Source organism: Pseudomonas sp. W15Feb34 (assembly GCF_023127765.1).
GTDB lineage: Bacteria > Pseudomonadota > Gammaproteobacteria > Pseudomonadales > Pseudomonadaceae > Aquipseudomonas > Aquipseudomonas synxantha_A.
The window spans coordinates 200,406-225,585 of the sequence record NZ_SPKN01000046.1 but is presented as its reverse complement, the minus strand read 5'-3'; the positions used below and the strand labels follow the sequence as shown (position 1 = coordinate 225,585).

General features: G+C 59.6%; 22 protein-coding genes. 13 read left to right on the top strand and 9 right to left on the bottom strand.

The window, feature by feature from the left end; all coding sequences use genetic code 11:
* Positions 1–85: 85 nt before the first annotated feature.
* Positions 86–1,081 (top strand): glutathione S-transferase family protein, encoded by a 996-nt coding sequence (locus tag E4O97_RS24430; protein ID WP_078821661.1) that lies wholly within the window; start codon positions 86–88, stop codon positions 1,079–1,081.
* A gap of 114 nt (positions 1,082–1,195) precedes the next feature.
* Here the strand turns inward: E4O97_RS24430 and cysG are convergent, their stop codons facing one another.
* The 6 genes from cysG to E4O97_RS24400 are packed head-to-tail and all read right to left on the bottom strand — an operon-like array spanning position 1,196 to position 8,699.
* A complete protein-coding gene (gene cysG, locus E4O97_RS24425) occupies positions 1,196–2,590 on the bottom strand; it encodes a siroheme synthase CysG (RefSeq protein ID WP_032880627.1) in 1,395 nt (464 codons plus the stop codon).
* Positions 2,591–3,871 carry a serine--tRNA ligase gene (serS, locus tag E4O97_RS24420; RefSeq protein ID WP_005789081.1) on the bottom strand — a complete coding sequence of 427 codons (1,281 nt, stop codon included), beginning with the start codon at positions 3,869–3,871 and terminating at the stop codon, positions 2,591–2,593.
* Between the two features lie 15 nt (positions 3,872–3,886).
* Positions 3,887–4,261: a fluoride efflux transporter CrcB gene (gene crcB / locus E4O97_RS24415; protein ID WP_005789082.1), complete on the bottom strand. Its 375-nt coding sequence runs from the start codon at positions 4,259–4,261 to the stop codon at positions 3,887–3,889.
* On the bottom strand, positions 4,261–5,583 hold the full coding sequence (locus tag E4O97_RS24410) for a replication-associated recombination protein A (protein ID WP_032880626.1): 1,323 nt from the start codon (positions 5,581–5,583) through the stop codon (positions 4,261–4,263). Before E4O97_RS24410 ends, crcB begins: the two co-directional genes overlap by 1 nt.
* Before the next feature lie 27 nt (positions 5,584–5,610).
* On the bottom strand, positions 5,611–6,234 hold the full coding sequence (gene lolA / locus E4O97_RS24405) for an outer membrane lipoprotein chaperone LolA (protein WP_223018501.1): 624 nt from the start codon (positions 6,232–6,234) through the stop codon (positions 5,611–5,613).
* Positions 6,235–6,290: 56 nt separating this feature from the next.
* A complete protein-coding gene (locus E4O97_RS24400; protein ID WP_005789085.1) occupies positions 6,291–8,699 on the bottom strand; it encodes a DNA translocase FtsK in 2,409 nt (802 codons plus the stop codon).
* A 499-nt stretch (positions 8,700–9,198) separates the two neighbouring features.
* On the opposite strand from E4O97_RS24400, the gene aat reads away from it, so the two are divergent.
* The 3 genes from aat (at position 9,199) to infA (ending at position 10,962) form a co-directional block, all read left to right on the top strand.
* A complete protein-coding gene (aat, locus tag E4O97_RS24395; RefSeq protein ID WP_248162472.1) occupies positions 9,199–9,879 on the top strand; it encodes a leucyl/phenylalanyl-tRNA--protein transferase in 681 nt (226 codons plus the stop codon).
* A gap of 56 nt (positions 9,880–9,935) precedes the next feature.
* Positions 9,936–10,643 carry an arginyltransferase gene (locus tag E4O97_RS24390; RefSeq protein ID WP_005789087.1) on the top strand — a complete coding sequence of 236 codons (708 nt, stop codon included), beginning with the start codon at positions 9,936–9,938 and terminating at the stop codon, positions 10,641–10,643.
* Between the two features lie 100 nt (positions 10,644–10,743).
* Entirely contained in the window at positions 10,744–10,962 is a 219-nt protein-coding gene (infA, locus tag E4O97_RS24385) for a translation initiation factor IF-1 (RefSeq protein ID WP_002553999.1), read from the top strand.
* A gap of 248 nt (positions 10,963–11,210) precedes the next feature.
* Here infA and clpA read toward each other — a convergent pair whose 3' ends face one another.
* Complete coding sequence (gene clpA, locus E4O97_RS24380) at positions 11,211–13,481, bottom strand: ATP-dependent Clp protease ATP-binding subunit ClpA (protein ID WP_032880624.1); 2,271 nt, start codon at positions 13,479–13,481, stop codon at positions 11,211–11,213.
* Positions 13,482–13,510: 29 nt separating this feature from the next.
* Entirely contained in the window at positions 13,511–13,879 is a 369-nt protein-coding gene (gene clpS, locus E4O97_RS24375) for an ATP-dependent Clp protease adapter ClpS (RefSeq protein WP_005789091.1), read from the bottom strand.
* 218 nt (positions 13,880–14,097) lie between these two features.
* On the opposite strand from clpS, the gene E4O97_RS24370 reads away from it, so the two are divergent.
* On the top strand, positions 14,098–14,379 hold the full coding sequence (locus E4O97_RS24370) for a cold shock domain-containing protein (RefSeq protein ID WP_050549411.1): 282 nt from the start codon (positions 14,098–14,100) through the stop codon (positions 14,377–14,379).
* A gap of 74 nt (positions 14,380–14,453) precedes the next feature.
* On the opposite strand, the gene icd is transcribed toward E4O97_RS24370, so the two are convergent.
* The gene (gene icd / locus E4O97_RS24365; protein WP_005789095.1) at positions 14,454–15,710 is read right to left on the bottom strand and encodes an NADP-dependent isocitrate dehydrogenase; all 1,257 of its coding nucleotides are present in this window, start codon (positions 15,708–15,710) and stop codon (positions 14,454–14,456) included.
* Positions 15,711–16,203: 493 nt separating this feature from the next.
* On the opposite strand from icd, the gene E4O97_RS24360 reads away from it, so the two are divergent.
* The 8 genes from E4O97_RS24360 to E4O97_RS24325 all read left to right on the top strand — a co-directional run bounded on the left by E4O97_RS24360 (position 16,204) and on the right by E4O97_RS24325 (position 25,013).
* On the top strand, positions 16,204–18,429 hold the full coding sequence (locus E4O97_RS24360; RefSeq protein WP_005789097.1) for an NADP-dependent isocitrate dehydrogenase: 2,226 nt from the start codon (positions 16,204–16,206) through the stop codon (positions 18,427–18,429).
* Positions 18,430–18,633: 204 nt separating this feature from the next.
* On the top strand, positions 18,634–19,080 hold the full coding sequence (locus E4O97_RS24355; protein ID WP_032880622.1) for an NUDIX hydrolase: 447 nt from the start codon (positions 18,634–18,636) through the stop codon (positions 19,078–19,080).
* Between the two features lie 59 nt (positions 19,081–19,139).
* Positions 19,140–20,264 (top strand): tRNA 2-thiouridine(34) synthase MnmA, encoded by a 1,125-nt coding sequence (mnmA, locus tag E4O97_RS24350; RefSeq protein ID WP_248162466.1) that lies wholly within the window; start codon positions 19,140–19,142, stop codon positions 20,262–20,264.
* Entirely contained in the window at positions 20,261–20,884 is a 624-nt protein-coding gene (hflD, locus tag E4O97_RS24345; RefSeq protein ID WP_005789104.1) for a high frequency lysogenization protein HflD, read from the top strand. The genes mnmA and hflD overlap by 4 nt, the downstream gene beginning before the upstream one ends.
* Positions 20,885–21,009: 125 nt before the next feature.
* Positions 21,010–22,380 (top strand): adenylosuccinate lyase, encoded by a 1,371-nt coding sequence (gene purB / locus E4O97_RS24340; RefSeq protein ID WP_005789106.1) that lies wholly within the window; start codon positions 21,010–21,012, stop codon positions 22,378–22,380.
* Between the two features lie 83 nt (positions 22,381–22,463).
* Positions 22,464–23,630, top strand: coding sequence for a cupin domain-containing protein (locus E4O97_RS24335; RefSeq protein ID WP_248162465.1), 1,167 nt, complete (start codon positions 22,464–22,466; stop codon positions 23,628–23,630).
* On the top strand, positions 23,623–24,045 hold the full coding sequence (locus tag E4O97_RS24330; RefSeq protein WP_032880619.1) for a GNAT family N-acetyltransferase: 423 nt from the start codon (positions 23,623–23,625) through the stop codon (positions 24,043–24,045). The genes E4O97_RS24335 and E4O97_RS24330 overlap by 8 nt, the downstream gene beginning before the upstream one ends.
* 230 nt (positions 24,046–24,275) lie before the next feature.
* Positions 24,276–25,013: a secretin N-terminal domain-containing protein gene (locus E4O97_RS24325; RefSeq protein ID WP_032880618.1), complete on the top strand. Its 738-nt coding sequence runs from the start codon at positions 24,276–24,278 to the stop codon at positions 25,011–25,013.
* The last annotated feature ends 167 nt before the right edge of the window (positions 25,014–25,180 follow it).

Sequence of the window (25,180 nt, the reverse complement as noted above, 5' to 3'; positions counted from 1 at the left end):
ATCATTCACCCCCGGTCTTTGCGCTTTTAGTTCGAACTCATCCCTTTAGACTGGACTCCAACGTTTAACAGCCAAGGAGCCAGTCATGGGTTTGCTGATTGAAGGACAGTGGAAAGACCAGTGGTATGAAAGTAGCGCAGATGGCGCTTTCCAACGGGAACAGGCACAACGCCGCAACTGGGTGACCGCCGATGGCGCGCCCGGCCCGAGTGGCGAAGGTGGCTTCAAGGCTGAGGCTGGCCGCTATCACCTCTATGTATCCCTGGCCTGCCCCTGGGCGCACCGCACCTTGATCCTGCGCAAGCTCAAAGGCCTGGAAAGCCTGATCGACGTGTCAGTGGTCAGCTGGTTGATGCTGGAAAACGGATGGACCTTCGACAAGGCCCACGGCTCCAGCGGTGACAAACTGGACGATCTGGCCTTCATGCACCAGCGCTACACCGCCGATACGACCGACTACACCGGGCGCGTCACCGTGCCGGTGCTGTGGGACAAAAAACTCAAGCGCATCGTCAGCAATGAATCGGCGGAAATCATCCGCATGTTTAATAACGCGTTCAACGGGCTGACCGGCAATACCCTGGATTTTTATCCCGACACGCTGCGTCCGACCATCGACGCCCTGAACGAACGTATCTATCCGGCCGTGAACAACGGCGTATACCGCGCAGGTTTTGCCACGTCACAACAGGCGTATGAACGTGCGTTTGATGATGTGTTTGCCGAGCTGGATCATTTGGAACAACACCTGGGCCAGCATCGTTATCTGGCCGGTGAGTACCTGACAGAGGCGGATGTGCGGCTGTTTACCACGTTGATTCGCTTTGACGCGGTGTATTACAGCCACTTCAAGTGCAACCTGCGGCGGATTGCCGATTATGCGAATTTGTCGAATTGGCTAAGGGAGATGTATCAGTGGCCGGACGTGGCCGAGACGGTGGACTTTGCCCATATCAAGGGGCATTACTATGCCAGCCATCGCACGATCAACCCGACGGGGATTGTGCCGAAGGGGCCGTTGCAAGAGTTTGACAACAGCCATGATCGGGCGCGACTTTCAGGTAAAGGTGTCTTTAGCTGATCTGGATTATCGGTTGTATTTGATGGCCTCATCGGGAGCAAGCCCCCTCCCACATTTTGACTGTGTTCACAAACCAAAATGTGGGAGGGGGCTTGCTCCCGATGCTTTTAAGGCTCAGACCTGAGACTGAGCCCCTTCGAACCATTTGAGCTTCTCGCGCAACACCACCACCTCACCCACGATCACCAGCGTCGGCGCATGTACTTCATGCTCCGCCACCATGCGCGGCAAGTCCGCCAGGGTGCCGGTAAACACACGCTGGTTGGAAGTGGTGCCCTGCTGGATCAAAGCCGCCGGTGTGTCCGCCGAGCGCCCGTGCTTGATCAACTGCTCGCAAATGATCGGCAAGCCAATCAAGCCCATGTAGAACACCAGGGTCTGCGACGGCCCGACCAAGTCCTGCCAGGGCAGATCCGACGTATTGTTCTTCAGGTGCCCGGTGATGAAGCGCACCGATTGCGCATAGTCACGGTGCGTCAGCGGAATCCCGGCATACGCGGCACAACCACTGGCCGCCGTGATCCCTGGCACCACCTGGAACGGGATGCCATGGGCCGCCAATTCCTCGATTTCTTCGCCACCGCGCCCAAAAATGAACGGATCACCGCCCTTGAGGCGCAGCACGCGCTTGCCTTGCTTGGCCAGGTCGACCAGTTGCTGGTTGATCTTATCCTGAGGCACAGCGTGGTCAGCACGCCGCTTGCCGACGTAAACTCGCTCGGCATCACGACGGCACAGTTCCAGGATCGCCGGCGCCACCAGACGGTCGTACAGCACCACGTCGGCCTGCTGCATCAGGCGCAAGGCACGAAAGGTGAGCAAGTCCGGGTCACCCGGGCCTGCACCCACCAGGTACACCTCGCCGGGTGCATAAGGTGGCGCGCCATTGACCTTTTCGATCAACAGGCGCTCAGCTTCATCGCCCTGCCCGGCCAGTTGACGGTCGGCAATCGGCCCCTGGAACACCTCTTCCCAGAACGCACGGCGCTGCTGCACATCCGGGTACAAACCTTTGACCTGGGCGCGAAAACGCGCGGCCAAACCGGCCAATTGGCCGTAGGTGGACGGAATCCAGGTTTCCAGCTTGGCGCGGATCAAGCGCGCCAGCACCGGCGCGTCGCCGCCGCTGGACACCGCAATTACCAACGGCGAACGGTCGACAATCGCCGGGAAGATCACGCTGCACAAGGCCGGCGCATCTACAACATTGACCGGCACGCAACGGCGCTTGGCCTCACTGGACACTTGCGCGTTCAGCGGCTCGTCGTCCGTTGCCGCGATGATCAGGGTGCAACCCTCCAGGTCAGCCTCCTGATAACCGCGCAAAATCAGTTCCCCGCCACTGCCCAGTACCAGTTCACGCAACTGGTCTTCGATCTGGGGAGCAACCACCCGCAGCAACGCACCGGCGTCGGCCAGCAGCCGGGATTTGCGCAAGGCAATCTCCCCGCCACCGACGACCAACACTCGACTGCCGCGCAGGTTATGAAACAGCGGCAGAAATTCCATTTAGGCGATGACCTCAACGCCGCCCATGTACGGCTTGAGCACCTCAGGTACACGGATCGAACCGTCAGCCTGCTGGTAGTTTTCCAGCACGGCCACCAAGGTACGGCCTACGGCCAGGCCCGAACCGTTAAGGGTGTGCACCAACTCCGGCTTGCCGGTTTCCGGGTTGCGGAAACGCGCCTGCATACGACGGGCCTGGAAATCACCGCAGTTGGAGCACGACGAAATTTCGCGGTACTTGTCCTGGCTCGGTACCCACACTTCCAAATCGTAGGTCTTCACAGCGCTGAAGCCCATGTCGCCGGTGCACAGCGCCAGTACGCGGTACGGCAGCTCCAACAGTTGCAGAACGCGTTCGGCATTGGCGGTCAGGCCTTCCAGGGCTTCCATGGAAGTCGACGGCTCGACCACCTGCACCATCTCGACCTTGTCGAACTGGTGTTGGCGGATCATGCCGCGCGTATCGCGACCCGATGCGCCGGCTTCACTGCGAAAGCACGGGCTGTGGGCAACCAGCTTCAATGGCAGTTGCTTGGCATCGAGGATTTCGCCGGCGACGATATTGGTCAGCGACACCTCGGCGGTCGGGATCAGGTACAGATCGGCTTCGCCGTCGCGAGTGATCTTGAACAGGTCTTCCTCGAATTTCGGCAACTGGCTGGTACCCATCAGCGCCGGCGCCTGGACCAGGTACGGGGTGTAGGCTTCTTCGTAGCCATGCTCACCGGTGTGCAGGTTGATCATGAACTGCGCCAGCGCACGGTGCATACGGGCGATCGGGCCACGCAGCAAAGCGAAACGGGCACCGGACATTTTTGCCGCGGTCTCGAAGTCCAGGCCACCGGTCAATTCGCCCAGGGCCACATGATCCTTGATCTCGAAATCGAAGGCTTTGGGCGTGCCCCAGCGGCGTACTTCAACGTTGCCGTCTTCATCTTCGCCTACCGGCACGGATTCGTGGGGCAGGTTCGGAATGCCCAGCAGGATCGAGTCCAGCTCGGTCTGGATGCCTTCCAGCTCGGTTTTGCCGTTGGACAGCTCAGTGCCCATACGCTCGACATCCGCCATCAGCGGTGCGATGTCTTCGCCGCGCTGTTTGGCCTGGCCAATGGATTTGGAACGCGCATTACGCTCAGCCTGCAGTGCTTCGGTGCGGGTCTGGACGGTCTTGCGCTGTTCTTCCAGCGCTTCGATGCGCGCAACATCCAAGGCAAAGCCACGGGATGCCAGGCGGTCCGCTACGTCCTGAAGGTTGCTACGTAACAGTTTGGAATCGAGCATATCGGTCTCTCGTTATCAAAGTTTGGTCAAGGACAGGCCGGCCCAGGTGGCGAGCAGCCCGCCGAATACGCTGATGCCCAGGTACCCGAAGGCGACCAGGGCCTGCCCGCTTTCCAGCAGGCGCAGCGTATCCAGTGAAAAGGATGAAAAGGTCGTCAGACCGCCTACAAAACCGACAATCAAGCCGGCGCGAATTTCAATCGGCACTTCCGGGCGCAACAGGAACCAGCCGTACAACAGCCCGATAATCAAACAGCCCACCAGGTTGACTGCCAGGGTCGCCGCATAAAAATGCTTCGGCCACTGGGCGCTGACCCAGGTGCTGGTGGCGAAACGCAATAATGTACCAGCGATGCCGGCTGCGGACACGGCAAGAATCGTCTTGAGCACTACTTTCTCCGCTGACGGGGGCTGAGACGGTCGAGTTGGGCCAGATGGTTGAGCTTTTCGCCGATCTTCAGCTCCAGCCCACGGGGCACTGGCTGGTAGAGCGGCAACGGTTCCAGCGCATCGGGGAAGTAGTCTTCGCCGGCTGCATAGGCATCCGGTTCGTCATGAGCGTAGCGATATTCGTCACCGTAACCCAGCTGCTTCATCAGTTTGGTCGGCGCGTTGCGCAAGTGCATCGGCACTTCCAGCGAACCATGTTCAGCCGCCGCTCGCAGCGCCGACTTGAAGCCCATGTACACCGCGTTGCTTTTCGGTGCGCAGGCCAGGTAGGTGATGGCCTGGGCCACCGCCAACTCGCCTTCCGGGCTGCCGAGGCGCTCCTGCACCTCCCAGGCCGCCAGGCACAGGCTCAGGGCTCGTGGGTCGGCATTGCCGATGTCTTCGCTGGCCATGCGCACCACGCGACGGGCCAGGTACAACGGATCGCAACCGCCGTCGATCATGCGTGCGAACCAGTACAGCGCACCGTCCGGGTTGGAGCCGCGCACGGACTTGTGCAGCGCGGAAATCTGGTCGTAGAAAGCTTCACCGCCCTTGTCGAAGCGCCGGCGCGTATCACCCAGCAGGCTTTGCAGCAGATCGACGCCAATTTCGCCGCCGTCTTCAGCCAGGTCCGAGGCGTTTTCCAGCAGGTTGAGAAAACGCCTGCCATCGCCATCTGCGGCGGTGAGCAGGATCTTGAAGCCTTCTTCACTGACGCTCAGATGGCGCTTGCCCAGGCCCTTGTCTTCATTCAAGGCCCGCTGCAGCAGCTTTTGCATCGCCGCCTCGTCCAGGCTTTTGAGCACGTAGACACGCGCTCGCGACAACAAGGCGTTGTTGAGTTCAAACGAAGGGTTTTCAGTGGTGGCGCCGATAAAGATCAAGGTGCCGTCTTCAACATACGGCAGGAACGCATCCTGCTGCGACTTGTTGAAGCGATGCACTTCGTCGACAAACAGGATGGTGCGCTTGCCGTACTGGCCGGCCTGCTGCTTGGCGACTTCCACCGCCTGGCGGATTTCCTTGACCCCGGCAAGCACCGCCGAGACCGTTTCAAAGTGGGCATCCGAGACTTTCGCCAGCAGCCGCGCCAGGGTGGTCTTGCCCACGCCCGGCGGGCCCCAGAAAATCATCGAGTGCAGCGCGCCCTGCTCCAGCGCTTCGCGCAAGGGCTTGCCGCGAGCGAGCAGGTGTTCCTGACCGACGTACTCATCCAGGTTGGTCGAACGCAAGCGTGCGGCCAGGGGCTGGGCAATCGGGTCACTTCGAAACAGATCCATGGGCAGCGCTTGAAACCTCTCGGCAGGTTATTCCTGGATCACGTCGGCACCCTTGGGGATGGCGAACTTGAACTTGGACGCGGGCACCGGCTGGTTGGCCTTGACCCCGGAAAACAGGATATCGGTGCGCTGGCCAACGCTGTCGACCAGGCGCATGTTATTGATCACACCGTTGCCGAACGACAGGGACAGCGTGTCAAACAGCGTGTCCTTGGATTTTGGCTTGAGGGTGAACTCGATCACGTTGCTGGTCTGTTTGGAAGTGATGTCGAAGCTGTCGTTGATTTTCGACACGTCACCCGACAGCAGCAGTGCGGGTGTCTGGTTCAGGCGTGGATCGAGCTTCTTGATGGTCGCCTGTTCCAGGTCCGGGTCCCACAGGGTGACCTTCTGGCCATCGGAAACGATGGTCTGCTCAGCCTTGCCTTCGGTATGCCAGTAGAACAACCCAGGGCGCTGCACAGCCATCTCACCGGCGGTTTCCTGCAACTGGGTGCCACCGGCATCCAGGGTCAGTTGGGAGAAGCGCGCGGTCAGGGTCTGGGATTTGTCCAACAGATTCTTCAGGCTGGCGACGGAAGCCGGGTCAGCGTGAGCCGAAACAGCGGTCAGGGCCAGTGCCGGCAACAACAGCATGCGGATAAAGCGCATGGGAGTCCTCATTGAGTAGTCAGGGCGGTGCCGCGTGTTACCACGCGGCACCGGGGTCAGTCGCGCATCTGCCCGGGGGCGATGATTTCACGCGAGCCGTTGGTGTTCATTGCAGTGACAACGCCGGCGTGTTCCATGGCTTCGATCATGCGGGCAGCGCGGTTGTAGCCGATTTTCAACTTGCGTTGCACTGCGGAGATAGAGGCGCGACGGCTTTCCAGCACGAAGGCCACGGCCTCATCGTACAGCGCGTCGGTTTCGGCATCATCGTCGCCACCGCCGCTGCCACCGTCAAAGCCGCTGCCGGCCTCTTCGACGCCTGCGAGGATGTCGTCGTTGTATTCCGGGGCGCCGCGCAGTTTCCAGGCTTCGACCACGCGGTGTACTTCGTCATCGGACACAAAGGCACCGTGAACGCGAATCGGCAGGCTGGTGCCCGGCGGCATGTAGAGCATGTCACCGTGGCCCAGCAGTTGCTCGGCGCCACCCTGGTCGATGATGGTCCGTGAGTCGATCTTGCTCGATACCTGGAACGCCATGCGTGTCGGGATGTTGGCCTTGATCAGGCCGGTGATCACATCCACCGACGGGCGCTGAGTCGCGAGGATCAAGTGAATCCCGGCGGCACGTGCCTTCTGGGCAATACGCGCGATCAGTTCTTCGACCTTCTTGCCGACGATCATCATCATGTCGGCGAATTCGTCGACCACCACCACGATGGTCGGCAGCTTGGTCAGCAGCGGGGCCTCGTCATGAATGTTTTCGCGTTTGTACAGCGGGTCGGTCAGCGGTTCGCCGGCGTCCTGGGCTTCCTTGACCTTGGCGTTGAAGCCCGACAGGTTACGTACGCCCATCTTGGCCATCAGCTTGTAGCGGCGCTCCATCTCGGCAACGCTCCAACGCAGGGCGTTGGCGGCGTCCTTCATGTCGGTAACCACCGGGCACAACAGGTGCGGAATGCCTTCGTAGATCGACAGTTCCAACATCTTCGGGTCGATCATGATCAGCTTGGCGTCATCCGGCCCGGACTTGAACAGGATCGACAGGATCATTGCGTTGACACCCACCGACTTACCGGAACCGGTGGTACCGGCTACCAGCAGGTGAGGCATTTTCGCCAGGTCGGTGATCACCGGCTTGCCGCCGATGTCATGGCCGAGGGCCAGGGTGACCGGCGATTTGAAATTGTCGTACTCGGGGGTCGACAGCACTTCGGAGAAACGCACGATCTGGCGGTCTTCGTTGGGAATCTCGATACCCACGGTGGTCTTGCCCGGGATCACTTCCACCACGCGCACGCTGGTCACGGCCAGGGAACGGGCCAAGTCTTTGGCCAGGTTGGAAATACGGCTGACTTTTACACCGGCGGCCGGCTGGATTTCGTAACGGGTAATCACCGGGCCGGGATGGATCGAATCCACCGACACTTCGACGCCGAACTCCTTGAGCTTGATTTCCAGCAGATGGCCAACGGCTGCCAGGGACTCGGGGGAATAATTGAGCTGTTTCTTTTCAGCAGGGTCAAGAATCGAGATCGGCGGCAAGGTGCCTTCGACGGCGCTGTCGATAAACAGCGGGGCCTGTTTCTCTTTCTGTACGCGATGGCTGGGTTCCGGCGCCTTGGGCGGTGCCGGAGCGATCACTGGCGGCACCTGCTTCTCGCGGTCCGACATGTGCTTGCTCAGGGCTTGCTCACGCTCGATCAAGCGCTCCTTGACCTTGGCCTGCTCGCGCCGATCCGGCGTGCTCGGGGCCACCACCTCGTTGACACGAGTGTCCACCTCGCGAAGCTGCGCAACCATCTGCTTGCGCTCCACACGGGCAGCCCACCAGCGGTTGGCGGCGCCTTGGAACAATTCGAACAGATCAAGGGTGATCTTGCCGGTCACGTCCATCACCTTGAACCATGACAGGTCGGTGAACACCGTGAGGCCGAACAGGAACAGCGCGATGAACATCAAGGTGCTGCCCTGGATATTCAGCGTGCGCCGCGCCAGGTCACCGAGGCTTTCGCCCAGCGCCCCGCCCGCCCCCGCCGGCAGGCCGGTGGGGGCATGGAAGTGAATATGCGCCAGCGCCGCGCCGGACAGCACCAGGAACACCAAGCCGATCAGGCGCCAGGAAAACAGCCAGCCGCTCCACTGCCACGGCTCGTGACGCTGGCGGAAGATCTGCCAGGTCTTGATCGCCAGCAACAGCGGGAAAATGTACGCGAAATAACCCAGGATCATGAAGAGGATATCGGCGCTGTAGGACCCGACCGGCCCGCCGAAATTCTGCACGTCGTCGATCTTGCTGTTATGGCTCCAGCCCGGATCGTCCTTGCCATAGGTGAGCAAGGCCATCATCAGGAACAGGCACAGGGCACCGATGGCAATCAGTGCGCCTTCCTTGAGTCGGTAATGCAGGTGCTGGCGCCAGGCCGGTACGACTGCTGCTTTAGGTGCTGCGGCGGATTTCTTCAAAACGGGTCTTTTCCTGCGCCTTTAGCGCGTCCATCTGTTGAATGACTACACATGACTGCCCTATCCCGAGCAGCTGAAAAATGAACGTATGTTGCTGAATCTACTTTTAACACCAGGTCACGGATAGGTGAAATGGCGATAACGCCACAATGGGCGCATTGTACGGGTTTGCGTGCGCGATGCCACACACTTGCCCTCCACCTGGCAGCCTTGGCAATCGAAGTGTCAAAGCCTGTTCAATTTGAGCATGCATTGCCTTTGCTGACAAAGGCTTATGAGCTGTATCTGGCAATCCAGGCAAACTTGGCAAATGGCTGGCATGTGCCAGCCCCGATTACGACCGCGCCTTATGCGCAGAGTTGCAGAAACACCCGCTCATGCTAATCCGGCCTCACCGCTTAATCGGGCTGGCCCCTTGGCGCCGGGTCGACAATAATCAACGCTTGTGCGGCAGACGCCTTGCCTGTCACTCCCCTCCCCTTCCATAAGCCTGGATGCCATGCTGACCTGGTTACAACGCGACAACCTGACTTTCCCGCCCCTGGCCAAGGCCATGCGCGAACCCAATGGCCTGCTCGCCGCCGGTGGAGACCTGTCGGCCGAACGCCTGATCCAGGCCTATCGCCATGGCTGCTTTCCGTGGTTCTCCGAAGGCCAGCCCATCCTCTGGTGGTCACCCGACCCACGCACGGTGATCTTCCCCGACGAACTGCATGTGTCCCGCAGCCTCGGCAAACTGCTGCGCCAACAGCGTTATACCGTGACGTTCGACCAGGATTTCGCCGCCGTCATCCAGGCCTGCGCTGCACCGCGCGCCTACGCGGACGGCACCTGGATCACCGAAGGCATCCAGAACGCCTACCTGGCGCTGCACAAGCGCGGCTACGCCCACTCCGTGGAAGTGTGGGACCAGGGCGAACTGGTAGGTGGCCTGTATGGCCTGGCGATGGGCCAGCTGTTTTTTGGCGAATCCATGTTCAGCCGCGCCGACAACGCCTCGAAATTCGGTTTCGCCACATTGACCCGTCAATTGCAGGCGTGGGGCTTCGTGCTGATCGACTGCCAGATGCCCAATGACCACCTGCAAAGCCTGGGCGCCCGCGCCATACCGCGCAGCGACTTCGCTGACTTGCTGCGCAAGCATTTGGACCAACCCAGCTCTGGACCGTGGGTTTCGTAGGCGACTTTCGCCTACCTGGCTTACACTTATTCCAAAGCTTATCCCGAGGGTTGATCATGACCGAGCTGGCGCGCTTGAAGTTCTATGCCACTCAAGCCCACTCTTGCAGCTATCTGCCCGACGAGCAGGCCACCACGCTGTTCCTCGATCCCAGCCAGCCGATGGACGTGCACGTGTACGCCGACCTCTCGGAGATGGGGTTTCGGCGCAGCGGCGATCATCTGTACCGACCTCACTGCCAGAATTGCAACGCGTGTGTGCCCGCGCGCATCCCTGCCGCGCAATTTTTGCCCGATCGCAATCAGAAACGCATTCTCAAACGCAACGCCGACCTGACGGTAAACGCGGTCAAGCCGCAGTACAGCGAAGAGTATTTCGACCTTTATCAGCGCTACATCGAGCAACGTCATGCCGATGGCGACATGTTCCCGCCCAGCCGTGATCAGTTTTCCACCTTCCTGGTACGTGACCTGCCGTTCTCGCGCTTCTACGAGTTCCGCCTCGATGGACGGCTGCTGGCCGTGGCGGTGACCGACCTGCTGCCCAACGGCCTGTCGGCGGTGTACACCTTCTATGAACCCGAAGAGGAACGCCGCAGCCTCGGGCGCTTTGCGATCCTCTGGCAAATAGGTGAAGCGCTGCGCCTGGAACTGGAAGCGGTGTACCTCGGATACTGGATCAAGAACTGCAAAAAGATGAACTACAAGACCCAATATCGGCCCATTGAGCTGCTGATTAATCAAAGATGGGTCACACTTAACTAGAACCCCTTGGCTTGAACCCTCTTTTTCGGGCACAATGCACGCCGCTTTTGCCTGGCGCAGTTGCACCGGGCCATTCACTGGATACCGAGGGCTTTACTGCATGTCGAAAGAAGACAGCTTCGAAATGGAAGGCACTGTCGTCGACACCCTGCCCAACACCATGTTTCGTGTGGAGTTGGAAAATGGGCACGTCGTAACCGCGCATATCTCCGGCAAGATGCGCAAGAACTACATTCGTATTCTTACCGGTGACAAAGTGCGCGTCGAGCTGACGCCCTATGACTTGAGCAAAGGGCGCATCACTTACCGCGCTCGCTAAGCAAGTCAATACAAAACGCCCGGTTATGCCGGGCGTTTTTGTGTGCGCGCCATTTGCCCCAACAACACAAAACCCTTGTGGGAGGGGGCTTGCTCCCGATAGCAATGGGCCAAGCAACTAATCTGTTGCTGAACCACTGCTATCGGGAGTAAGCCCCCTCCCACATTGGATCTCGATTGTTCTGAGAATTGCATTTCAAGTCAGCAAAAAGGCGCCTTTCGGCGCCTTTTTGTGTTGCTGCAGAACGATCAGGCCATTTCTGCCGTGGTCTCGAACTCGAAGGTCAGCTCGCCGTCCTTCAGATCGATATGCACCACGCCGCCATGGTCGGAGAGTTCGCCGAACAGGATCTCTTCGGCCAGCGGCCGCTTGATCTTGTCCTGGATCAGACGCGCCATTGGGCGAGCGCCCATTGCCGCATCGTAGCCGCCCTCTGCGATCCAACTGCGAGCCGCTTCCGTCACATCCAGCTGCACGCGCTTGTCTTCCAACTGCGCCTGAAGCTCGGTGAGGAACTTGTCCACCACGCTCTTGATAACCTCATGGCTGAGGCGACCAAATTGGATAATGGTGTCCAAACGGTTGCGGAACTCCGGCGTGAAGCTCTTCTTGATCACTTCCATTGCATCGGAAGAGTGATCCTGATGCGTGAAGCCGATAGACGCTCGCGCAGCAGTTTCAGCACCGGCATTGGTGGTCATGATCACGATCACATTACGGAAGTCCGCCTTGCGCCCGTTGTTATCGGTCAGCGTCCCGTGATCCATGACCTGCAACAGCAGGTTGAAGACTTCCGGGTGAGCCTTTTCGATTTCATCGAGCAGCAGTACGCAATGCGGCTGCTTGGTGATCGCCTCGGTCAACAAGCCGCCCTGATCGAAACCGACATAGCCCGGCGGCGCACCGATCAGGCGCGACACGGTGTGACGCTCCATGTACTCGGACATGTCGAAACGGACCAGCTCGATACCCATGGCCTTGGCCAACTGCCGCGCCGCCTCGGTCTTGCCGACGCCGGTAGGCCCTGCGAACAGGAACGAACCGACCGGCTTGTCCGGCGACTTGAGGCCCGCACGGGACAACTTGATCGCAGTGGACAGCGAGTCGATCGCCGCATCCTGACCGAACACAGTGAGCTTGAGATCGCGCTCCAGGTTACGCAGCAGCTCCTTGTCGGAACTGGTGACGTGCTTTGGCGGAATCCGCGCGATCTTCGCCACGATGTCCTCGACCTGAGGCACATCGATACGCTTCACACGCTTCTCGACCGGCTGCAGGCGCTGGTAGGCGCCCGCCTCGTCGATCACGTCGATGGCCTTGTCCGGCATGTGCCGGTCATTGATGTAGCGCGACGCCAGCTCGGCCGCCGCACGCAGGGCTTCATCGGTGTACTCGATGCCGTGGTGCGCTTCAAAACGCCCCTTGAGCCCACGCAGGATGCCAATGGTGTCTTCAACCGAAGGCTCGGACACGTCGACTTTCTGGAAGCGACGCGCCAGGGCACGGTCTTTTTCGAAAATGCCGCGAAACTCCTGGAAGGTGGTTGAGCCGATGCAGCGGATATCACCCGAAGACAGCAATGGCTTAAGCAGGTTGGAGGCATCCATCACCCCACCGGAGGCCGCACCGGCACCAATGATGGTGTGGATCTCGTCGATGAACAGGATCGCCTGCGGGCGTTTTTTCAGCTCGCCGAGCAGCGCCTTGAAGCGCTTCTCGAAATCGCCACGGTACTTGGTCCCGGCGAGCAATGCGCCCAGGTCAAGGGAGTAGACGACGCTGTTGGCCAGCAGGTCCGGCACCTGGTTGTCGACAATGCGCTTGGCCAGGCCTTCGGCAATCGCGGTTTTACCCACGCCCGCCTCACCCACCAGCAACGGGTTGTTCTTGCGACGCCGCGCGAGGATCTGCGCTACACGCTCGACCTCGCTCTCACGCCCGACCAGCGGATCGATCCGCCCCTGTCGCGCCATCTCATTGAGATTGCTGGCATAGGCATCCAGCGGGTTGCTTGAAGAAGAAGACTCACCGCCCTCGTCGTCCTGCATATCCTGCTCGCCCTCGGAATGATCGCCGTGCCCGGGCACCTTGGAGATACCGTGGGCGATGTAATTGACGACATCAATACGGGCAACGCTCTGCTGCTTGAGCAGAAACACGGCCTGGCTTTCCTGTTCGCTGAAAATTGCCACCAGCACGTTTGCGCCTGTGACCTCACGCTTACCGGAGCTCTGTACGTGGAAGACAGCACGCTGCAATACCCGCTGGAAGCCCAGGGTTGGCTGGGTCTCGCGGTCCTCGTCATGCACGGGGATCAGTGGCGTGGTGGAGTCGATAAACTCCTGCAGATCATGCTTGAGTTTGTCGAGGTTGGCGCCGCACGCACGCAGAACGGTGGCGGCAGCTTCATTATCCAAAAGTGCCAGCAAAAGGTGCTCGACGGTCATGAACTCATGACGCTTCGAACGAGCCTCCTTGAAGGCAAGATTGAGGGTGACTTCGAGCTCGCGGTTTAACATAGCTTCACCTCATACCCAAGTGGTCGGCGTTAACCGTCCTTCTCGATTTCACAGAGTAGCGGATGCTGGCTTTCCCTGGCGTACTGGTTGACCTGCATGGCCTTTGTCTCGGCGATGTCGCGGGTAAACACTCCACATACTGCCCGTCCTTCTGTGTGAACGGCCAGCATTACCTTGGTCGCCAACTCGCGGTTCAGGTTAAAAAACACCTCGAGCACTTCGACGACGAAATCCATCGGTGTGTAGTCATCATTGAACAAAACCACCTTGTACATCGGCGGTGCCTGTAAAGCAGGCTTGGCCTCCTGAACAGCAATGCCTGCAGAACCGTCGTCGTCATGTTCCTGATCCGGGCGATCCTGATTGAATGTTAGTCGAATCTGGCTATTTGCATGCATGGAAAGAAAGGTTCGTCAGTGGTTCAATTACAGTGGTGGGGGCGAGCTGTCAGAATTTCAACTCTGACCGACTGGTCGCCTTGACTATCGGCAAATCGGTGTTACAACCAATAGAGCCCACAGTGGGTAAAAAAGGTCCGCGCAGTCAACCTTATTTATTCGGGTTAGGACGGATAAACTGGATGATACTCCAGTGATGGAGTCTGGTGCAGAGGGATATGGGAATGGCTAGTGGTAAGGTCAAGTGGTTCAACAATGCCAAGGGGTACGGCTTCATCAATGAAGACGGCAAGACTGAAGACCTTTTTGCGCATTATTCGGCGATTCAAGTGGAAGGCTACAAAACGGTGAAAGCGAATCAGCCTGTCACCTTTGATATCGTTCAAGGCCCAAAGGGTATGCAGGCCACGAATATCGTTCTCGTTGATACGCCTGCCACTACGAACGTCGAAAAGAAAAGCAGAAACACCGACTTACATTCAAAAAAGCAACACGCCTGATCAATTATTGAACAAAGCATTGAAAGCAAACCGGCCACCCCGAATCATCAGGGCGGCCGGTTTTCTCTGCCTGCTTACATATGTTTGATCAGCGCATCACCAAAGCCCGACGACGACACCAACGTAGCGCCATCCATCAGGCGCTCAAAGTCATAGGTCACGGTCTTGGCAGAAATCGCACCATTGGTGCCCTTGATGATCAAGTCAGCCGCCTCGACCCAGCCCATATGACGCAGCATCATTTCTGCCGACAGAATCAGTGAACCCGGGTTGACCTGGTCCTTGCCCGCATACTTGGGCGCAGTACCGTGAGTGGCTTCGAACATCGCCACGGTGTCCGACAGGTTGGCTCCCGGCGCGATACCAATACCACCAACCTCCGCCGCCAAGGCATCGGACAAGTAGTCGCCATTGAGGTTGAGCGTGGCAATCACGTCATACTCAGCCGGACGCAGCAGGATCTGCTGGAGCATGGCATCGGCAATCGCATCCTTGACCACCACATTCTTGCCGGTCTTGGGGTTCTTGAACTGCATCCACGGGCCGCCGTCGAGCAGCGTCGCGCCGAATTCTTCAGCCGCCACTTCGTAGGCCCACTCCTTGAAGGCACCTTCGGTGAACTTCATGATGTTGCCTTTGTGCACGATGGTCAGCGAGTCGCGGTCGTTATCGACTACATACTGCAGGGCCTTGCGCGCCAGGCGCTTGGTACCCTCTTTCGACACCGGCTTGACGCCAATCCCGCAATCCTGGTCGAAACGGATCTTGGTAACGCCCATTTCCTCCTTGAGGAACTTGATCACCTTGATCGCCTCAGGCGAACCGGCTTTCCACTCGATACCCGCGTAAATATCCTCGGAGTTCTCACGGAAGATGGTCATGTCCACATCGCCTGGCTTCTTGACCGGGCTGGGCACGCCTTCAAACCAGCGCACCGGGCGCAGACACACATACAGGTCGAGCTGCTGACGCAGAGCCACGTTCAGCGAGCGAATACCACCACCGACCGGCGTGGTCAGCGGGCCCTTGATGGACACCACGTAATCCTTGACCGCGTCCAGGGTTTCCTGGGGCAACCAGGTGTCCTGGTCGTAGACCTGGGTCGCCTTTTCGCCGGCATACACCTCCATCCACGAGATTTTGCGCTTGCCGCCGTAAGCCTTTTCAACAGCTGCGTCGACTACCTTGATCATCACCGGGCTGATGTCGACGCCAATACCGTCACCTTCGATATAGGGGATGATCGGTTGGTCAGGAACATTGAGAGAATGGTCTGCATTGACGGTGATTTTGTCGCCGACTGCCGGAACCTGAATCTTCTTGTATCCCATGCTGAACTCCATCTATGGATTGAACATCTGGCTGCGTTCGAGCCTACTCCAGATAAATGGCGACCGAAACCTCGCGCCATGCTCATTTGCATCGAAAACAGCATAAATTGTCGCCTACAAGCCTGAAAGCAAAGGGAAAAGTGCCAATCTTGAGCACATCATTCAACTTTCGGCGTAACCCCGCCCCTGCGACCTTTAGACCAATGGACGACACACCTTTTGTATGAAGGCTCTGCGTAAGCATAGCGACCTATGTATAATGCCGCCGCTGACCAAAGAGTCACGACGGTTGACCGCTCTAGACAGTAGCCTTCAGCCAGAAAGCAGGACTATTACAATAGTCCAAACGCTTGACGCTCGACTGATGCAACCCAACATCACCGCGAAGAAACCTCGACATTTCGCTCATGGATGACTTTGAACGAACGCGCTCCACCCGGCGCATCTCGAGTTTCTGCGCACGCTTTCAGCAAAGAAGAGAGTTAATCCGAATATGCCCACCCGCTCGAAGATCATCTACACCTTCACCGACGAAGCTCCAGCCCTCGCCACCTATTCACTGTTGCCTATCGTAGAGGCCTTCACGGCTTCCGCTGATATTGCCGTTGAAACCCGCGACATCTCCCTCGCAGGGCGCATCCTCGCAAGCTTCCCCGAGCAACTGGGCACCAAGGCTATCCCGGACCACCTCGCCGAACTGGGCGACCTGGCCGTAACCCCTGAAGCCAACATCATCAAGCTGCCTAACATCAGTGCCTCGACCCCGCAGCTGCAAGCCGCGATCAAGGAACTGCAGGCCCAGGGCTACGCCCTGCCGGACTACCCGGAAACCGTAACCACCGACGCGGAAAAAGAAACCCGTGCACGTTACGACAAGGTCAAGGGCAGCGCCGTGAACCCGGTACTGCGCGAAGGCAACTCCGACCGCCGCGCGCCGCTGTCGGTCAAGAACTACGCACGCAAGCACCCGCACAAGATGGGCGCCTGGGCTGCCGACTCCAAGTCGCACATTGCCCACATGAGCAATGGTGACTTCTACGGCAGCGAAAAAGCCGTACAGATCGAAGCCGCCGATGCTGTCAAAATTGCGCTGGTTGCCCAGGACGGCACCACCACCGTCCTGAAAGAAAAGACCAGCGTCCAGGCCGGCGAGATCATCGACACCGCCGTGCTGAGCAAGAAAGCGCTGCGCAGCTTCATCGCCGCCGAAATCGAGGACGCCAAGAAGCAAGGCGTGCTGCTGTCGGTTCACCTCAAAGCCACCATGATGAAGGTCTCCGACCCGATCATGTTCGGCCAGATCGTTGCCGAGTTCTATAAAGATGCCCTGGCCAAGCACGCTACCGTGCTTGAGCAGATCGGCTTCAACCTGAACAACGGCATCGGCGACCTGTATGCCCGCATCAAGGCCCTGCCGGCCGACCAGCAAGCGCAGATCGAAGCCGACATCCAGGCCGTCTACGCCGCTCGTCCTGCCCTGGCGATGGTCAACTCCGACAAAGGCATCACCAACCTGCACGTGCCGAGCGACGTGATCGTCGACGCCTCGATGCCAGCCATGATCCGTGACTCCGGCAAGATGTGGGGCACCGACGGCCAGTTGCACGACACCAAGGCTGTGATCCCGGATCGCTGCTACGCCACCATCTACCAGGCGGTCATCGAAGACTGCAAGGCCAATGGCGCCTTCGACCCGACCACCATGGGCAGCGTGCCAAACGTTGGCCTGATGGCCAAGAAAGCCGAAGAGTACGGCTCCCACGACAAGACCTTCCAGATCAAGGCTGACGGCGTTGTTCGCGTCACCGACAGTCAGGGCAACCTGCTGATGGAACAGAAAGTCGAGGCCGGCGACATCTTCCGCATGTGCCAGACCAAAGACGCGCCGATCCAGGACTGGGTCAAGCTCGCCGTCAACCGTGCCCGCGCCAGCAACACCCCGGCCATTTTCTGGCTGGACCCCAAGCGCGCTCACGATGGCGTAGTGGTCGAGAAAGTTCAGGCGTACCTGAAAGACCACAACACCGAAGGCCTGGACATCCGCATCATGGCCCCGGTCGATGCGATGAAGTTCACCCTGGAGCGCACCCGCAAGGGCCTGGACACCATTTCGGTGACCGGCAACGTGCTGCGCGACTACCTGACCGACCTGTTCCCGATCATGGAACTGGGCACCAGCGCCAAGATGCTGTCGATCGTGCCGCTGATGAACGGCGGCGGCCTGTTCGAAACCGGCGCTGGCGGTTCGGCTCCCAAGCACGTTCAGCAGCTGCTGGAAGAAAACTTCCTGCGTTGGGACTCCCTGGGCGAGTTCCTGGCCCTTGCCGCTTCCCTTGAGCACCTGGGTGTGACCTACAACAACCCCAAAGCCTTGGTACTGTCCAAGACCCTGGACCAGGCTACCGGCCAGTTCCTGGACAACAACAAGTCGCCATCGCGCAAAGTCGGCAACATCGACAACCGCGGCAGCCACTTCTACCTGGCGCTGTACTGGGCCCAAGCCCTGGCCGCCCAGACCGAAGACGCTGCACTGCAAGCGCAGTTCGGCGAACTGGCAAAAACCCTGGCTGAGAACGAAGCAACCATCGTTGCCGAGCTCAACGCGGTACAGGGCAAGCCCGTGGACATCGGCGGCTACTACGCGCCGAACCCCGAGCTGACCAGCAAGGCCATGCGCCCAAGCAACACCCTCAATGCGGCGATTGCCAAGTTGAAGTAAGGTTGTAAGGATGCAAAGAAGCCCCGGCCCAGTGCCGGGGTTTCTGTTTGTAGGGACTTCATTGAAGAAACCCAATCAAATGTGGGAGCTGGCTTGCCTGCGATTACAGTCTGTCAGTTCATACAGGTGCAGCTGACCCACCGCCATCACAGGCAAGCCAGCTCCCACATTGACCGAGTCACCTTCCCGATACCGAGGTTTGCAATGACCTGGCTCCCCCACATCACCGTCGCCACCATCGTCGAAGACAACGGCCGCTTCCTGATGGTTGAAGAACTCAAGGGCGGCCGCGCCGTACTCAATCAGCCCGCCGGCCACCTGGACCCGAACGAAACCCTCACCGAGGCCGCGGTGCGTGAAACCCTCGAAGAAACCGGCTGGGATGTCGAGCCCACTGGCATCGTCGGCATTTACCTGTACACCGCACCGAGCAATGGCGTGACCTATCAGCGCGTATGCTTTATCGCCAAGGCGCTGAAACATCACCCGGACTATCAACTCGACGAAGGCATCCTGCGCGCCCGCTGGCTGACCCGTGACGAGCTGATGACCGTGCGCGATGACTGGCGCAGCGAGCTGATCATCCGCTGTATCGATGATTATCTGGCCGGCCACCGGCACAGTCTCGAATTGATCCGCCCTTCTCTTTAGCCTTAGCGGCTCGGGCCTGATAGAATCGCGTCCTTTTTCAAGACACCCGTTGAAACCCTATGCGTGATCCAGCCCCTTCTGACACACAAAAGAAGCGCGTCATCGTCGGTATGTCCGGCGGCGTGGATTCTTCCGTTTCCGCCGTTCTGCTCATGGAGCAGGGTTATGAGGTGGAAGGCCTGTTCATGAAGAACTGGGAAGAAGACGATGGAACCGAATACTGCACCGCCATGGACGACCTGGCGGACGCCCAGGCCGTGTGCGACAGGATCGGCATCAAGCTGCACACTGCCAACTTCGCCGCCGAGTACTGGGACAACGTGTTCGAGCACTTCCTGGCCGAATACAAGGCCGGCCGCACGCCGAACCCGGACATCCTGTGCAACCGCGAAATCAAGTTCAAGGCGTTCCTCGATTACGCCATGATGCTTGGCGCCGACCTGATTGCCACGGGCCACTACGTGCGCCGTCGCGATATCGATGGCCGCACCGAATTGCTCAAGGGCCTGGACCCGAACAAGGACCAGAGCTACTTCCTGCACGCCGTCGGCGGTGAACAGATTGCCAAGACCCTGTTCCCGGTCGGCGAACTGGAAAAGCCCGAAGTGCGCAAGATCGCCGAGAAACACGGCCTGGCCACCGCCAAGAAGAAAGACTCCACCGGGATCTGCTTTATCGGCGAGCGCCGCTTCAGCGATTTCCTCAAGCAGTACCTGCCGGCGCAGCCGGGCGAGATCAAGACCACCGAGGGCGAAGTGATCGGCCGTCACCATGGCCTGATGTACCACACCATTGGCCAGCGCCAGGGCCTGGGCATCGGCGGCCTGAAAGACGCAGGTGAAGAGCCTTGGTACGTGCTGGTCAAGGATCTGGAAAACAACGTGCTGGTGGTCGGCCAGGGCAACGAACATCCGTTGCTGTTCTCCGGCGCCCTGCTCGCTTCCGAGATCTACTGGGTCAACCCGATCGACCTGAGCACGCCACGCCGCCTGACCGCCAAAGTGCGCTATCGCCAGAGCGACCAGCCGTGCACCCTGGAAAAAACCGCCACAGGTTACCGCGCGACCTTCGACGACCCGCAACGTGCGGTCACCCCAGGCCAATCCGTGGTGTTCTACGACGGCGAAATCTGCCTGGGCGGCGGCGTGATTGAAGTTGCGCAAGCCTGGAGCCATCCGGCATGAGCCCGACCCAGGAGCAATTGACGGCGCTGGGCGGGGTCTTCCTCGCGGCAGTCCTGGTGGACAAGATCGCCAAGACCGGCCAGGTGACCGAGGCCGGCCTGACGTGCATGCTCGGCAGCCTGCTGGTGGTTGATCCGAAGGATACCCTGGACGTGTACGGCGGCGACGACCTGAGCCTGCGCGAAGGTTATCGCGCCCTGATCGGCGCCCTCGAACGCGACCCAAGCACCCTGCAGCGCGAGCCGTTGCGCTACGCCCTGTCGATGCTCGGCCTGGAACGGCAGCTAGCCAAGCGCGACGACCTGCTGGAAACCATCGGCAAGCGCCTGCCGCAAATCCAGTCCCAGGTTGAGCACTTCGGCCCGGCCCACGAGAACGTAATCGCGGCCTGCGGGGCGCTTTACCAGGACACCTTGAGCACCTTGCGCCAGCGCATCCAGGTGCACGGCGACATGCGCAACCTGCAGCAACCCAATAACGCCTCGAAGATCCGCGCGCTGCTCCTGGCCGGCATTCGTTCGGCGCGGTTGTGGCGGCAGTTGGGCGGACATCGCTGGCAACTGGTGATCAGCCGACGCAAATTGCTTAAAGAGCTTTACCCGTTGATGCGCAACGAATAAGTCGCATCAGCAGGCCATTTTCAAGCCGTTACGCGTAATACGCCGGTCAGTTGGCAACGGACCGGCGGATTTTTTCATGTATGATACGCGCCCCATTTCGTTGCCCGACTGTCCGAGAACACCCCATGCAGCTCTCTTCGCTCACTGCGGTTTCCCCTGTTGACGGCCGCTACGCCGGCAAAACCCAGGCCCTGCGCCCTATTTTCAGCGAATACGGTTTGATCCGTGCGCGTGTACTGGTTGAAGTGCGCTGGCTCCAGCGCCTGGCCGCTCACCCTGCCATCGGCGAAGTGCCGGCGTTTTCCGCCGAGGCCAACGCTGTATTGAACACCCTGGCGGAAAACTTCTCCCTGGAGCACGCCGAGCGTGTGAAAGAGATCGAGCGCACCACCAACCACGACGTCAAAGCCATCGAGTACCTGCTCAAAGAGCAAGCGGCCAAGCTGCCGGAACTGGCCCAAGTCAGCGAATTCATCCACTTTGCCTGCACCAGCGAGGACATCAACAACCTGTCCCACGCCCTGATGCTGCGCGAAGGCCGCGATGACGTCATGCTGCCCCTGATGCGCCAGACCGCCAACGCTATCCGTGAACTGGCGATCCGTTTCGCTGATGTGCCGATGCTCTCGCGCACCCACGGCCAGCCGGCTTCGCCGACCACCCTGGGCAAAGAGCTGGCCAACGTGGTGTACCGCCTGGAGCGCCAGATCGCTCAAGTGGCCGCCGTGCCATTGCTGGGCAAGATCAACGGCGCCGTGGGCAACTACAACGCCCACCTGTCGGCCTACCCCGAGATCGACTGGGAAGCCAACGCCCGCGCCTTCATCGAAGACGAACTGGGCCTGGGCTTCAACCCTTACACCACGCAGATCGAACCCCACGACTACATTGCCGAGCTGTTCGACGCGATTGCGCGCTTCAACACCATCCTGATCGACTTCGATCGCGATATCTGGGGCTACATCTCCCTGGGCTACTTCAAGCAGCGCACCATTGCCGGTGAAATCGGCTCGTCGACCATGCCGCACAAGGTCAACCCGATCGACTTCGAGAACTCCGAAGGCAACCTCGGCATCGCCAACGCGCTGTTCCAGCACCTGGCCAGCAAGTTGCCGATCTCTCGCTGGCAGCGCGACCTGACCGACTCCACCGTACTGCGCAACCTCGGTGTAGGCTTTGCCCACAGCGTGATCGCGTACGAAGCCAGCCTCAAAGGCATCAGCAAGCTTGAGCTCAACGAGCAGAAAATCGCCGCTGACCTGGATGCATGCTGGGAAGTCCTGGCCGAGCCGATCCAGACCGTGATGCGTCGCTACAACATCGAAAACCCGTACGAAAAACTCAAAGAACTGACACGCGGCAAGGGGATCACCTCTGAAGCGCTGCAGACTTTCATCGACGGCCTGGACATGCCAGCTGCCGCCAAGGCCGAGCTGAAACTGCTGACCCCGGCCAACTACATCGGTAACGCTGTAGAGCAAGCCAAGCGCATCTGATTACCGCAAGACCCTTGAGACGCCCGGCCGCGCCGGGCGTTTTTATTCCAGTCTTAAAAGTGCTTTTTTTCAATAGGTTACACATGAATCCTGATATCCCTCTTCAACTTCTGGGCGGCATCACGGCACGGGAATTCCTGCGCGACTACTGGCAGAAGAAACCCCTGCTGATCCGTCAGGCCATCCCTGACTTCGAAAGCCCGATCGACGCCGACGAACTGGCAGGCCTGGCCCTGGAAGAAGAAGTCGAATCGCGCCTGGTGATCGAACACGGCGAGCGCCCGTGGGAACTGCGTCGCGGCCCATTCGCCGAAGATGCCTTCAGCGCCCTGCCAGAGCGTGAGTGGACCCTGCTGGTGCAGGCGGTCGACCAGTTCGTGCCGGAAGTCGCCGAACTGCTGGAGCACTTCCGTTTCCTGCCAAGCTGGCGTATCGACGATGTGATGATCAGCTTCGCCGCGCCCGGCGGCAGCGTCGGTCCGCACTTCGATAACTACGATGTGTTCCTGCTGCAAGCCCAGGGCAAGCGCAACTGGAAGATCGGCCAGATGTGCAGCTCCGAAAGCCCGCTGCTGCAACACGCTGACCTGCGCATCCTCGCCGAATTCGAAGAAAGCGCCGAATGGGTGCTGGAGCCAGGCGACATGCTCTACCTGCCACCGCGCCTGGCGCACTTCGGCATTGCCGAAGACGATTGCATGACCTACTCGGTGGGTTTCCGCGCCCCGAGCGCCGCCGAAGTGCTGACCCACTTCACCGACTTCCTCAGCCAGTACCTGACTGACGAAGAGCGCTACACCGACGCCGACGCCCAGCCGGTCAGCGACCCACACCAGATTCAGGTCGACGCTCTGGATCGCCTCAAGGGTCTGCTGGCTGAGCACATGAGCGACGAGCGCATGTTGCTGACCTGGTTCGGCCAGTTCATGACCGAGCCGCGCTACCCGGAACTGGTCGCTGGTGAAGAGCTGGGCGAAGAAGACTTCATCAACAGCCTGCAAGATGGCGCGATTCTGGTACGCAACCCAAGCGCGCGCCTGGCCTGGTCTGAAGTCGACGACGATGTATTGCTGTTTGCCAGTGGCCAGAGCCGTTACCTGCCCGGCAAGCTGCGTGAACTGCTGAAGCTGGTGTGCTCGGCCGACGCACTGCACAGCGAAAACCTCAGCGAATGGCTGGCCGACGAAGATGGCCGCGACCTGCTGTGCGAGCTGGTCAAGCAAGGCAGCCTGGGGTTCGCGGATGAATAAGATTCACGTAAGTGTCGCGGACTGGCGAAAGGATATCGACGAGATTCGGCGCATTCGTGAAGCGGTATTTATCGCCGAGCAATCGGTTCCAGCCGAGCTCGAGTGGGATGCGGACGACGCTGGCGCCATGCATTTCCTCGCATTCGAAGGCGACTTTCCGATTGGCACCGCACGCCTGCTGCCCAGCGGCGAGATTGGTCGCGTGTCGGTGCTCAAGGACTGGCGCGGGCTGAAGGTGGGCGACAAGCTGATGGAAGCAGTGATTGGAGTGGCTGAAAAGCGCGGCCAGACCCGGCAGTTCCTCAGTGCGCAGGTGTATGCGGCGCCGTTTTATGAGCGGTTGGGTTTCAAGATCGTCAGCGATGAGTTTCTTGAAGTCGGGATTCCGCATGTGGATATGGTGCGCGGGGGCTGACTCAAGACCGAGTCGCCTATATCGGGAGCAAGCCCCCTCCCACATTTGACTGAGTCCATCCTTTGAAATGCGGTCAAAATGTGGGAGGGGGCTTGCTCCCGATAGCCATATCAGCAACACCTCAAAATGCCCTGCCTGCCAGGGCGTTTTGCCGTCTACGATTCAACTTGCGCCCCGCCAGGCCGACAAACTGGCACTATCAAGCCAAATGACTCGCAGAGATAACGGACATGTCCCTACGCACCCTGCTCACCGCCCTGCTCCTGACCGCCAGTGTTTCGGCCATGGCTGCCACCGAGGTCGTCAACCTGAGCAACCGCACCAGCGCCGACCTACTGCCCGTGGCGCAGAACTTCATCGGCAAGGACGGCACCGTCAGCGCCTACGGCAACCAGCTTATCGTTAACGCCGACCCTGCGAAGATCGAGGGCTTGCGTACCCTGCTCTCCCAACTGGACACGCCGGCCAAGCGCCTGCTGATCACCGTCGACACCAACGAAACCAACCAGCAGAACAGCGGCGACAGCCAGACCCGCATCATCAGCTATGGCACCGTCAGCCGCGATGGCGGCATCCAGCAGATCCAGGCCAGCGAAGGCGTGCCGGCGCTTATTCAGATCGGCCAGAGCGTACCGCTGACCACCACGCACCAGGATGGCTATGGCCGCCTGCAGAACCAGACCCAGTATCGCAACGTCACCCAGGGCTTTTACGTCACCGCCAGCGTCACCGGCGAGACCGTACACCTGGCTATCAGTACCAACCGTGACCGTATGAGCCAGGAACGTCCTGATGTAGTGAACGTGCAGAGCACCGACACAACCGTCAGCGGACGCTTGGGCGAATGGATTACCCTGGCAGGCATCAATGGCGAAACCCAAGCCGACAAATCTTCTACAACCCGCAGCTACTCTACTCAGGGCCGCGATGACCTGACGGTACGGGTCAAGGTCGACACCCTGAACTGAAGCACCAAAAACTGACTGGCGAGTCGTATTAGACCAAAGATGTAGTGCCTTGAAAAAAGCACTACAAAACATTTGACGATCCAAAAAAGCATGGGCATGATGGCCTCGCTCCCGCTAATCAGGGGCCCTGGCAAGGGCCTTCGGATCGCCGCTCCAAGTTACCCACC

What these genes read in the sequence shown, in the direction of transcription:
- E4O97_RS24430 (WP_078821661.1), top strand. Translation starts at nt 86, where the DNA reads ATGGGTTTGCTGATTGAAGGACAGTGGAAAGACCAGTGGTATGAAAGT.
- cysG (WP_032880627.1), bottom strand. Translation starts at nt 2,590, where the DNA reads ATGGAATTTCTGCCGCTGTTTCATAACCTGCGCGGCAGTCGAGTGTTG.
- serS (WP_005789081.1), bottom strand. Translation starts at nt 3,871, where the DNA reads ATGCTCGATTCCAAACTGTTACGTAGCAACCTTCAGGACGTAGCGGAC.
- E4O97_RS24410 (WP_032880626.1), bottom strand. Translation starts at nt 5,583, where the DNA reads ATGGATCTGTTTCGAAGTGACCCGATTGCCCAGCCCCTGGCCGCACGC.
- lolA (WP_223018501.1), bottom strand. Translation starts at nt 6,234, where the DNA reads ATGCGCTTTATCCGCATGCTGTTGTTGCCGGCACTGGCCCTGACCGCT.
- aat (WP_248162472.1), top strand. Translation starts at nt 9,199, where the DNA reads ATGCTGACCTGGTTACAACGCGACAACCTGACTTTCCCGCCCCTGGCC.
- E4O97_RS24390 (WP_005789087.1), top strand. Translation starts at nt 9,936, where the DNA reads ATGACCGAGCTGGCGCGCTTGAAGTTCTATGCCACTCAAGCCCACTCT.
- infA (WP_002553999.1), top strand. Translation starts at nt 10,744, where the DNA reads ATGTCGAAAGAAGACAGCTTCGAAATGGAAGGCACTGTCGTCGACACC.
- clpA (WP_032880624.1), bottom strand. Translation starts at nt 13,481, where the DNA reads ATGTTAAACCGCGAGCTCGAAGTCACCCTCAATCTTGCCTTCAAGGAG.
- clpS (WP_005789091.1), bottom strand. Translation starts at nt 13,879, where the DNA reads ATGCATGCAAATAGCCAGATTCGACTAACATTCAATCAGGATCGCCCG.
- E4O97_RS24370 (WP_050549411.1), top strand. Translation starts at nt 14,098, where the DNA reads ATGGGAATGGCTAGTGGTAAGGTCAAGTGGTTCAACAATGCCAAGGGG.
- icd (WP_005789095.1), bottom strand. Translation starts at nt 15,710, where the DNA reads ATGGGATACAAGAAGATTCAGGTTCCGGCAGTCGGCGACAAAATCACC.
- E4O97_RS24360 (WP_005789097.1), top strand. Translation starts at nt 16,204, where the DNA reads ATGCCCACCCGCTCGAAGATCATCTACACCTTCACCGACGAAGCTCCA.
- E4O97_RS24355 (WP_032880622.1), top strand. Translation starts at nt 18,634, where the DNA reads ATGACCTGGCTCCCCCACATCACCGTCGCCACCATCGTCGAAGACAAC.
- mnmA (WP_248162466.1), top strand. Translation starts at nt 19,140, where the DNA reads ATGCGTGATCCAGCCCCTTCTGACACACAAAAGAAGCGCGTCATCGTC.
- hflD (WP_005789104.1), top strand. Translation starts at nt 20,261, where the DNA reads ATGAGCCCGACCCAGGAGCAATTGACGGCGCTGGGCGGGGTCTTCCTC.
- purB (WP_005789106.1), top strand. Translation starts at nt 21,010, where the DNA reads ATGCAGCTCTCTTCGCTCACTGCGGTTTCCCCTGTTGACGGCCGCTAC.
- E4O97_RS24335 (WP_248162465.1), top strand. Translation starts at nt 22,464, where the DNA reads ATGAATCCTGATATCCCTCTTCAACTTCTGGGCGGCATCACGGCACGG.
- E4O97_RS24330 (WP_032880619.1), top strand. Translation starts at nt 23,623, where the DNA reads ATGAATAAGATTCACGTAAGTGTCGCGGACTGGCGAAAGGATATCGAC.
- E4O97_RS24325 (WP_032880618.1), top strand. Translation starts at nt 24,276, where the DNA reads ATGTCCCTACGCACCCTGCTCACCGCCCTGCTCCTGACCGCCAGTGTT.